This window comes from Chloroflexota bacterium, from assembly GCA_026708035.1.
Taxonomy (GTDB): domain Bacteria; phylum Chloroflexota; class UBA11872; order UBA11872; family UBA11872; genus JAJECS01.
The window spans coordinates 94,106-102,453 of record JAPOVQ010000034.1 but is presented as its reverse complement, the minus strand read 5'-3'; the positions used below and the strand labels follow the sequence as shown (position 1 = coordinate 102,453).

7 protein-coding genes and 1 tRNA gene are annotated in these 8,348 nt (G+C 68.2%); 2 read left to right on the top strand and 6 right to left on the bottom strand.

The genetic code is table 11. From position 1 onward, the window contains the following. The 5 genes from OXG33_13720 to guaB all read right to left on the bottom strand — a co-directional run. A partial coding sequence (locus tag OXG33_13720; protein MCY4114972.1) for a serine--tRNA ligase occupies positions 1–740 on the bottom strand: 740 nt, incomplete at its 3' end. 65 nt (positions 741–805) lie between these two features. Further along, positions 806–2,269, bottom strand: a complete 1,464-nt coding sequence (gene lysS / locus OXG33_13715) for a lysine--tRNA ligase (protein MCY4114971.1) — start codon at positions 2,267–2,269, stop codon at positions 806–808. After that, a complete protein-coding gene (greA, locus tag OXG33_13710; GenBank protein ID MCY4114970.1) occupies positions 2,269–2,727 on the bottom strand; it encodes a transcription elongation factor GreA in 459 nt (152 codons plus the stop codon). Before greA ends, lysS begins: the two co-directional genes overlap by 1 nt. A gap of 97 nt (positions 2,728–2,824) precedes the next feature. Further along, complete coding sequence (locus OXG33_13705) at positions 2,825–4,825, bottom strand: hydantoinase/oxoprolinase family protein (GenBank protein MCY4114969.1); 2,001 nt, start codon at positions 4,823–4,825, stop codon at positions 2,825–2,827. Between the two features lie 84 nt (positions 4,826–4,909). After that, positions 4,910–6,385 (bottom strand): IMP dehydrogenase, encoded by a 1,476-nt coding sequence (guaB, locus tag OXG33_13700; protein ID MCY4114968.1) that lies wholly within the window; start codon positions 6,383–6,385, stop codon positions 4,910–4,912. A gap of 272 nt (positions 6,386–6,657) precedes the next feature. Between guaB and OXG33_13695 the strand changes: the two genes are divergently transcribed. Both OXG33_13695 and OXG33_13690 read left to right on the top strand, forming a co-directional pair. Next, a tRNA-His gene (locus tag OXG33_13695) sits at positions 6,658–6,735 on the top strand. A 94-nt stretch (positions 6,736–6,829) separates the two neighbouring features. After that, on the top strand, positions 6,830–7,327 hold the full coding sequence (locus OXG33_13690; protein ID MCY4114967.1) for a LysM domain-containing protein: 498 nt from the start codon (positions 6,830–6,832) through the stop codon (positions 7,325–7,327). Here the strand turns inward: OXG33_13690 and OXG33_13685 are convergent. Next, complete coding sequence (locus OXG33_13685; GenBank protein ID MCY4114966.1) at positions 7,287–8,345, bottom strand: cyclase family protein; 1,059 nt, start codon at positions 8,343–8,345, stop codon at positions 7,287–7,289. The two genes, OXG33_13690 and OXG33_13685, sit on opposite strands and share 41 nt — an antisense overlap. Positions 8,346–8,348 lie beyond the last annotated feature (3 nt).

The window sequence follows — 8,348 nt, the reverse complement described above, 5'->3', positions numbered from 1 at the left end:
GCGCCGCCGTCCAAGACCTCGTCACGGTGCATGGCCGTGAGCGGCACTTCGGCCGTCGGATTGAGCCAGAGGTCGTCGGCGGGCAACCCATAGGAATCGTCGGCAAACTTCGGCAGCTTGCCCGAGTCGGCCATGCCCCGGCTTGTCACCAGTGCTGGAGGCAGCACTTCAACGTAGCCATGCTCGCGAACTTGAAAGTCAATCGCCCAGGCGACCAGGGCGCGCTGCAGGCGCGCCCCGCCGGCACGAAATAGCCAGAATCCTGATCCGGCGATCTTGGCCGCGCGCGGAAAATCGAGCACGCCCAGCGTCTCACCGATCTCCCAATGTGGACGCGGCTCGAATTCGAAGGCCGGCGGAGTGCCGTGGCTCGCCACTACGGGATTGTCTCCGGAGTCTTGCCCGGCCGGAACGGACGCATGCGGCAACGCGGGAAAGTCCTCGAGGAGACGATCGAGTTCATCCTCGATTTGCCCCAGCTTCGGCTCCGATTCATCAAGGTCCTTCGATAACGCCCGCGTTTGGGCAATCAGTGCCTCGCGCTCGGAGGGATCGGACGCGGCGCCGATGGCTCGGGAGACGCGCTTGCGTTCGGCCCGCCAACCTTCCACGTCGACAAGTAGCGCGCGCCGATTCCGGTCAAGCTCCAACAACTCTTCCAGCGGCGCGTCGTCGCCCCGGGCGCTCAGCCCGGCGCGCACGAAGTCCGCGTTCTCACGAATGAATCGCAGGGGAAGCATGTGGGAGCAACGTAGCGAATCGCAACGGCCGGCACACCGCGGGCCGAGTGGTTCTGTCCCCGATTCTACGCAGGCGTTCGCAGTTGGGGGAACAGGATGACGTCGCGGATGTTGGGCGCGTCCGTGAGCACCATGGTCAGCCGGTCGATACCGAGACCCATGCCGCCCGCGGGCGGCATGCCGTGCTCCAGCGCGCGGATGAAATCTTCGTCAACCGGATGCGATTCGGCATCGTCGTCGGCCTGCTCGCTCAGGCGGCGGCGCTGGTCGATGGGATCGTTCAGCTCGGTGTAGCCGTTGCCCAACTCCATGCCCAGGACGAACGGCTCGAATCGCTCGACATAACGTGGATCGTCCGGCGCGCGCTTGGCCAGGGGCGTGGTCTCGGCCGGGTAGCGGGTGAGAAAGGTCGGTTGCACGAACGTGGGTTCCACGCAGGTTTTCGTGATTTCATCGAGCATGCGCGCGCGCGCCGCGCCGGCCTCGAGCGCCACGCCGCGGCCGACGGCCGCCTCGCGGATCTCCTCGTCGCTCAATTGCTCGTCGTCGAGGTCGATTCCCACGGCCTCGAGCAGGGCGTCGCGGTAGGTCACTTGCCGCCAGGGCGGCGTGAAGTCGAGCGTCGTCTCGCCGTGGGCGACGCGGGTGTCACCCGCGACGGCCGTTGCCGCCTCCACCACCAGCGCCTCCGTGAGCCGGAGCATGTCGCTGAGGTCGGCGAAGGCCTGGTAGGCCTCGAGCATGGTGAACTCCGGGCAGTGGGTGCGGTCAATGCCCTCGTTGCGATAGTCCTTGCAGATCTCATACACGCGCTCGTAGCCGGCGACCAGCAGGCGCTTGAGATATAGCTCGTCGGCGATACGCAGGTAGAAGTCGCGTCCCAGGGCCTCGTAGTGGGTGGTGAACGGCACGGCACTGCCGCCGCCGTAGAGGGGTTGCAGCGACGGTGTTTCCACCTCCATATACCCCTGCGCGTCGAGCACGCCGCGAATCGTGCTGACGATCCTCGTCCGCGCCTCGAATCGCTCGCGCACGTCCTGGTTGGCAATGACGTCGAGATAGCGCTGGCGGTACCGCGATTCCGGGTCCTGCAGGCCGCGCCACTTCTCGGGCAGGGGCCGGAGGGCCTTCACGGCGACCGTCAGCCGCTGCACGCGCACCGACGGCTCGCCGGCGCGCGTGCGAAACATCGGTCCGCCGGCCGACACGATGTCGCCCACGTCGAGCACGTCGAGGATGTGCCGATAGACGTCCGCGCCCAGCTCGCCGGCGTTCAGGAAGAGCTGGAGCTCACCCGAGCCGTCGCGCACCGCGGCAAAGCTCGTCTTGCCCATTCGCCGCAGCGACATCACGCGCCCGGCGACGTCGACCTCGGGGCTGCTTGGATCGTCGACCAGCGAGCGCGCGTCGGCCGCGCGGTGCGAGCGTGGCACGCGGGAGGGAAACACCGGATCGCCCGCCTCGGCCATGCGGTTCAGCTTGGCGAGCCGCGCCTCGTAGAGGCGGTCGCCCGGCGCTGGCTCCGCGATCAGGTGATTCCTGTGATCTCGTAGGCGCGCGTGCCTGCGGGCGTCTCCACGGTCACATGCTCGCCGACCTTGCGCCCGACAAGTGCGATGCCCAGCGGCGATTCGTTCGAAATCTTGCCGGTGGCGAGGTCGATTTCCTCGGTCCCGACGATGGTGAACTCACGCTGGCCCGCTCCGTCATCACGGACGCTGACAGTCGCGCCGATGCTGACAGTGTCGGACGAATGCTCGCTGACGATGATGGCGTCGCGCAGCAGCCGCTCCAGCATCATGATGCGGCCTTCGGTGAACGCCTGATCGTTCTTGACTTCGTCCGGCTCGTTACCCTCGCTCAGTTCGCCGAATTCCTTGGCCTCGTGGATGCGCCGGATGATTTCCGGGCGTTTCACCGTCTTCAACTCGTGAAGCTCGGCTTCAAGGCGCAGACGTCCTTCCTCGGTCAAGAACTTGGTCGCCATAGGCTTCGTTCGCCTCCCCCAAAGCCGCAGCCGGGCTGGCATGGTGCGCTGCGCGGTGACAGCGTCAATTATAGGCGAGCGGGCCGATTGAGGTTGGCTAGGCGGCGCCAGCCTCCGTGGCTGTGAACCGGAAGCGGGTTTCCATGAGCTGGGCCGGCGCTTCGGGGTCGTCCTGGTCGAGACTCCAGGTATGTTCATCGACGTCAACAGTGAGAGACGGCGCGCCGGCTGCGGTCGCGGCCTCCGCGGCCAGGCGGGGGCCGATGGCGAGCGCATGCTCGCGGGCCTGGGACTCCGAGGCGAACATTGCGCGTCCCTCGGGGCTATGGACGGCGTAGTCGATCACACCGCCGCGGCGCAAGTACTGGGGCCGCAGCAGCACTTCGATCTCTTGCGCGATGCGGGTTGACGCGGCGCCAACCGCGCTCGCGACGGCCGCGTGATTGGGAACGACGACCTCGGTGCGAAGACGGCTGGCCACCTGGGGAAGCCAGGCGGCTCCCGCGGCGCCGAGCGCGATCAGCGGCAGCGTGAGGCCCAATCCAACGTCCAGCGGCCCGACGCGGCTGGACGGCGACGCGCTGGCATCGAGCAAGTACGCGCCCAGCTTCTCGTCTGACTCGGCGAGATCGGGCCGCCCCGAGGCGATGGCGCGGCGCAGGGTGGCCACGCACAGCGAGCGAACCACGGCTTCGTGGGCGCGGGCCACAAACGCGTCTTGCTCGGTGCGGCTCTCGCGTGCGGCAATGCGGCTGGCGAGGGTCGCCGCCTCGACATCGAACTCGGTGTACTCGCCGCGCACGTGCAGCAGGTCGGTTGGCGTGAGCCCGATGCGTGTGACCAGCCGGCGTGCAATCAAGCCGTCGATGGGGAGCAGGCGGGCGTCGGCGGCGCCAGCCTGCTTGGCGAGCGTGAGCACGTCAAGCGGACCCTGCTCGAGCGCCTCCAGCACGCGCTGCTCGCCGGTCGATACCACCTCGTCGGCGCGAGGTCGGCCCAGGGTAAAGAACTCCCACACCGGGACCAGCCGATGCGAATGGCGTTGCGCGTCAAGCTCAGCCAGGCGGTTGCGGACTTCGGGCGACTCGCCGGCGGCGCGTGACAGCGGCACGACGCGCTCGGGGCCGATGACGAGATCGAGTGGGTCGGCCCGCACGCGGCTGTCGCCGCCGATCGCTGCCGAGCGCACGGCGGCCGCGCGCACGGCCGTGCGCCAGCCGGCGAGCAGTGCTCCCCGCTTGCTGAGGGTCGGGCGCCCGCCGTCGAGGATTCCAACGTCGGTGGACGTGCCGCCCATGTCAACCACGACCGCCTGGTCGATGCCGGCAAGACGCGCGCCGCCGACGGCACTGGCGGCGGGACCGGAAAATAGGGTGTCGATGGGGCGTTCGCGCGCCAGGTGCAGCGACATCAGGGTGGCGTCGCCACGCACGACCATTGGCGCGGGGCTCACGCCGCGCCGCCCGACCGCGTGCTCCAGCGTGCGGAGCAGTTCGCTGGTCACGGCCAGCAGCTTGGCGTTGAGCGTTGCCGTCGTGCCGCGGCGAATGGAGTTGAGCTGTGCGCTGAGGGCGCCGCCGGCCACGACTGGCAGGCTGGTGAGCTCGCGCGCCACACGCACCGCGCGCTGCTCGTGATCGGGATTGCGGGGGGCCAGGTAGCTGGTAACGGCCAGCGCCTCGACTTCGGGCGCCAGGCGCTCCACCGCGTCGCGCAAACCGTCCTCGTCGAGCGGCGTCACCTCCTCGCCGAAGATGTCGTGGCGTCCTTCCACGTGCGCAACCGCGGAGGCGCGAATATGGCGGTCCAGGCGGTAGTGCCGCATCACGCCGGGGTCGTATCCGATGAGGATGCAGCCGACGCGGCTGCCCAAGCCCTCCAACGCGGCATTGGTCGCCAGCGTGGTGGACAGGGCCGCTCGATGCACGTGCGGCCAGACACTGGTGGGCAATCCATCCAGCGCGGCCTCGATCCCGACGGCGAGGTTGTCGTGGGTGGTGAGCGCCTTGTGCGCGGCCTTGACCGAACCGGATTCCGCGTCGAGCAGGACGGCGTCGGTGAACGTTCCGCCCGTGTCCACGCCCAGGATCAAGCTCATCGACGCGTGCCGAAGCGGCGCGCGCAGCGGCCCCGTGCCGGCGCGGCGTGCCTCAGGTGTCGATCCCGTGCGCGAGCGCGCCGGCTAGCGCGGCGCGTGGTAGTTGGGCGCCTCTTTGATGAGCACGACATCGTGGGGGTGCCCTTCATCGACGCTGGCACGGGAAGCACGGACGAATCGGCCCTTGGTCTGCAACTCCCGGATGTCGGCCGCGCCGACGTATCCCATAGCCGATCGGAGGCCGCCAACAAGCTGATTGATCATGTTCACCGTGGGACCCCGGTAGGGCGTCTGGGCTTCCACGCCTTCGGCGACCAGCTTGGCGGCGTCATGGACCTGGTGCTGACCGTACCGGTCGCGAGACGAACCCGCGCGCTCCATCATGGCGCCGATCGAGCCCATGCCGCGGTATTCCTTGAACCGCTCGCCCTGGCGGTAGACGATCTCGCCCGGGCTGTCGTCCGTGCCGGCGAACATGTTGCCGATCATGGCCGCGGCCGCTCCCGCGCCAATCGCCTTGGCAATGTCGCCCGAATAGCGCACCCCGCCATCGGCGATGAGCGGCACGCCGTGCTCGCTGCACGGACCGAGGCAGTCGGAAATGGCCGTGAGCTGGGGTACGCCAACACCCGCCACGATGCGCGTGGTGCAGATGGCCGCGGGGCCGATGCCGACCTTGACGCAGTCGGCGCCTGCCTGGATCAGCGCGCTGGCGCCCGCCGCGGTTGCCACGTTGCCCGCGATGACGTCCACGTCCAGCGCCTCCTTGACGCGGCGCACCGTGTCGATGACGGCGCTGTGGTGTCCGTGCGCGGAGTCCACGACCACGGCGTCGGCCCCCGCCGCCACCAACTCGCGGGCGCGCGGCAAGCCTTCCTTGTGAGTGCCGATCGCGCCGGCCACCACCAATCGTCCGGACGCGTCATAGACCGCGCCGGGAAACTCCTCGCGTTTGGCGATGTCCTTGACCGTGATGAGTCCGCGCAGCTGGCCGCCGTCGTCCACGACCGGGAGCTTCTCGATCCGGTGCTGATGCAGCAGCTTCTCGGCCTGTTCGAGCGTGGTGCCGACCGGTGCGGTGACCAGGCGCTCCGTCGTCATCAAGTCGGCGACCTGCATCGTGTCGTCGCGGCAAAAGCGCAGATCGCGGTTGGTGAGAATGCCGACCAGTTGCCCGCGCGAGTCGGTAATCGGCACGCCCGAGATGCGGTACCGCGCCATGACCTCGTTGGCCTCGCCCACGGTGGCCGTCGGCGGCAAGGTGATGGGGTCGACGATCATTCCGGACTGTGAGCGCTTGACCTTGTCGACTTCGAGCGCCTGATCCTCGGGCCCCAGGTTGCGGTGGATCACGCCAATCCCGCCGGCTCGCGCCAGGGTAATGGCCATGCGGGCCTCTGTGACGGTGTCCATCGCCGCCGAAACCAGGGGAACATTGAGCGTGATTCGCGGGGTGATGCGCGTGCGCGTTGATACATCGGTTGGAAGAACCTCGGATCGACCCGGGACCAGCAGAACGTCGTCAAAGGTCAGGCCTTCGACGATCGTCCGATTGCCCACCGAGTGCAGCTCTTCGGTCCGCAGCGGATCTGACTCAACGCTCACGCCGTAACCTCCCTGTCCGGAGTTTCCCCGGAACGCAAAGCACCCCGATCGACTGTCGATCGGGGTGCGGTACCAGCGACGTTCAGCCGCGTCAGGCGCACGGGCAAACGTGCGCTCGTTCCCAACGCGGCACAAGACCACTCAACATTGAGGCATTGTACATCGCACCGATGCCGCGCCCAACGGATTCAGGACCAGATCGTCGTTATAGAATTTGGCATCGCATGGTGGGCGTAGCTCAATTAGGTTAGAGCGTCTGGTTGTGGCCCAGAAGGCTGGGGGTTCAAGTCCCCTCGCTCACCCCAAGCAGTTCGGCCGCCGCATACTGCCGGGGATTCGCTCCCGTCCATCGCACGCCACCTCCCCCTGGTAGATTCGGCCGAGGTGTCTCTGCCCAACATGGATCGCGACGTAGGCGACGGCAGTCGGGCGGCCGCGCCGTCTCCGGCAGACGCTCCCGAAGCCAGCGCGGCAAGCACGCTGGTCATCGTGGTGGCGGCAGTCCTGATCGTGGCTGCGGTGGTGTTCATCGTGGTGGCGGACAACGTGCTGCGCGCTCGCGGTGAGATTCCCGACATCCTGCAGCCAACCGCCGCGTCGCCGGCGCAAACGCCCACCGTGACGGGCCCCAGGCTCTCGGTGGTCACTCCGCCCGCTGCCAACGTCAATCTGCCGCTGCCCGAGCTAAGGGTGACCACGGTGCCGACGCCCACGGTCGTGCCGGTGCGCACAGAGCGCCCCGCGCGCTATATCGGGTACATCGTCGAGCCTGGCGACACGCTGGCCGGTATCGCGAGTCGATTTGGATTTTCATTCGAAGAGATCGCCGCGGTCAACGGGATCGACGAGCCGTGGACTATCCAGATTGGCGAGACGATTCTGATTCCGCGTCGCTGACCTCGTCGGCGGCCTTGGCATCGGTCACTTCGGGTGCCGATTCGTCGCCATCTTCGGTACCGGCGGTATCGCCTTCAGCATCCGAGGCCGACGCCTCCGCCGACACGGGCTCGACATCGGTCGCTTCGGCGGTTTGCTTCTCGGCAGGCGGTGAATCCTGCGCTTGCTCGGCCTCGCCCGTGGCCGTCGCCTCCGTGGCCGTCGCCTCCGCCCCGGCGACTGCCGCCTCTTCGCGCGGCTCGTCGCCGTTGGAGCTCTCGGCGTCCGATGCGTCGGTCGGCGCCGCGGCTGACGTGTCGGCGGCGCCGGACTCCCCAGACTCCGCGTCCGGTGCGGCTGCGACGGCTTCGTCGGCGGGGGCTGGGGTTGGCGGCGGTTCCTCGCTCGGCGGCTCGCCCGGATCCAGGGCCACCACGCGAACCGGCCAGGCCTCCACGCCCTCGATTCGCATGGGCAGCGCCATCACCGCGAAGCGCTCGTCGCTGAGCTGGTCGGTGTTCGTGGCGCCACGCACGACCGGAATCTCGTTGGCGAACAGCGACGTGAGCACCGTGCGCTCCTCGTTCCACGACGGAGACGAGCCGATGGCGATGCGCTGATCAAGCACCAGCATCTTGACGCCTTTGTCCCATAGCCACTGCGAGGCAAAGACCGAGAGCCTGGCGCCGCCGGAGGCCTCGGGCGCCAGCGCCAAGACCGCAATGTCGTCGCGGCGCAGGCGATCCCCCGCCGCCTCGTCCAAATCCATCTGGGTGATCTCGGTGGCGCCGTTCGACGCAGCCAGCCGCACCACCACGCCCTCGCCGAAAAATCGGTCGATCGGGGCCTCGGACAGCGAATAGCCTGACGCCAGATAGCGCCGTGACGTGACCACGTGCGTGCCGACCGTGGTCTCCATGTCAACCCGATGGAACACGCCATGGCCGCTGCGCGGCCGCTCGTATTCGCGAACGCTGAACGACTCATCGGCTCCGTCGGGAGCAAGTGGCTGGGTGAGGTCGACGATCCTGCGAGCCATCGA

Coding starts and splice junctions, on each gene's coding strand:
- OXG33_13685 (MCY4114966.1), bottom strand. CDS start 8,345: ATGGCTCGCAGGATCGTCGACCTCACCCAGCCACTTGCTCCCGACGGA.
- greA (MCY4114970.1), bottom strand. CDS start 2,727: ATGGCGACCAAGTTCTTGACCGAGGAAGGACGTCTGCGCCTTGAAGCC.
- OXG33_13705 (MCY4114969.1), bottom strand. CDS start 4,825: ATGAGCTTGATCCTGGGCGTGGACACGGGCGGAACGTTCACCGACGCC.
- OXG33_13690 (MCY4114967.1), top strand. CDS start 6,830: ATGGATCGCGACGTAGGCGACGGCAGTCGGGCGGCCGCGCCGTCTCCG.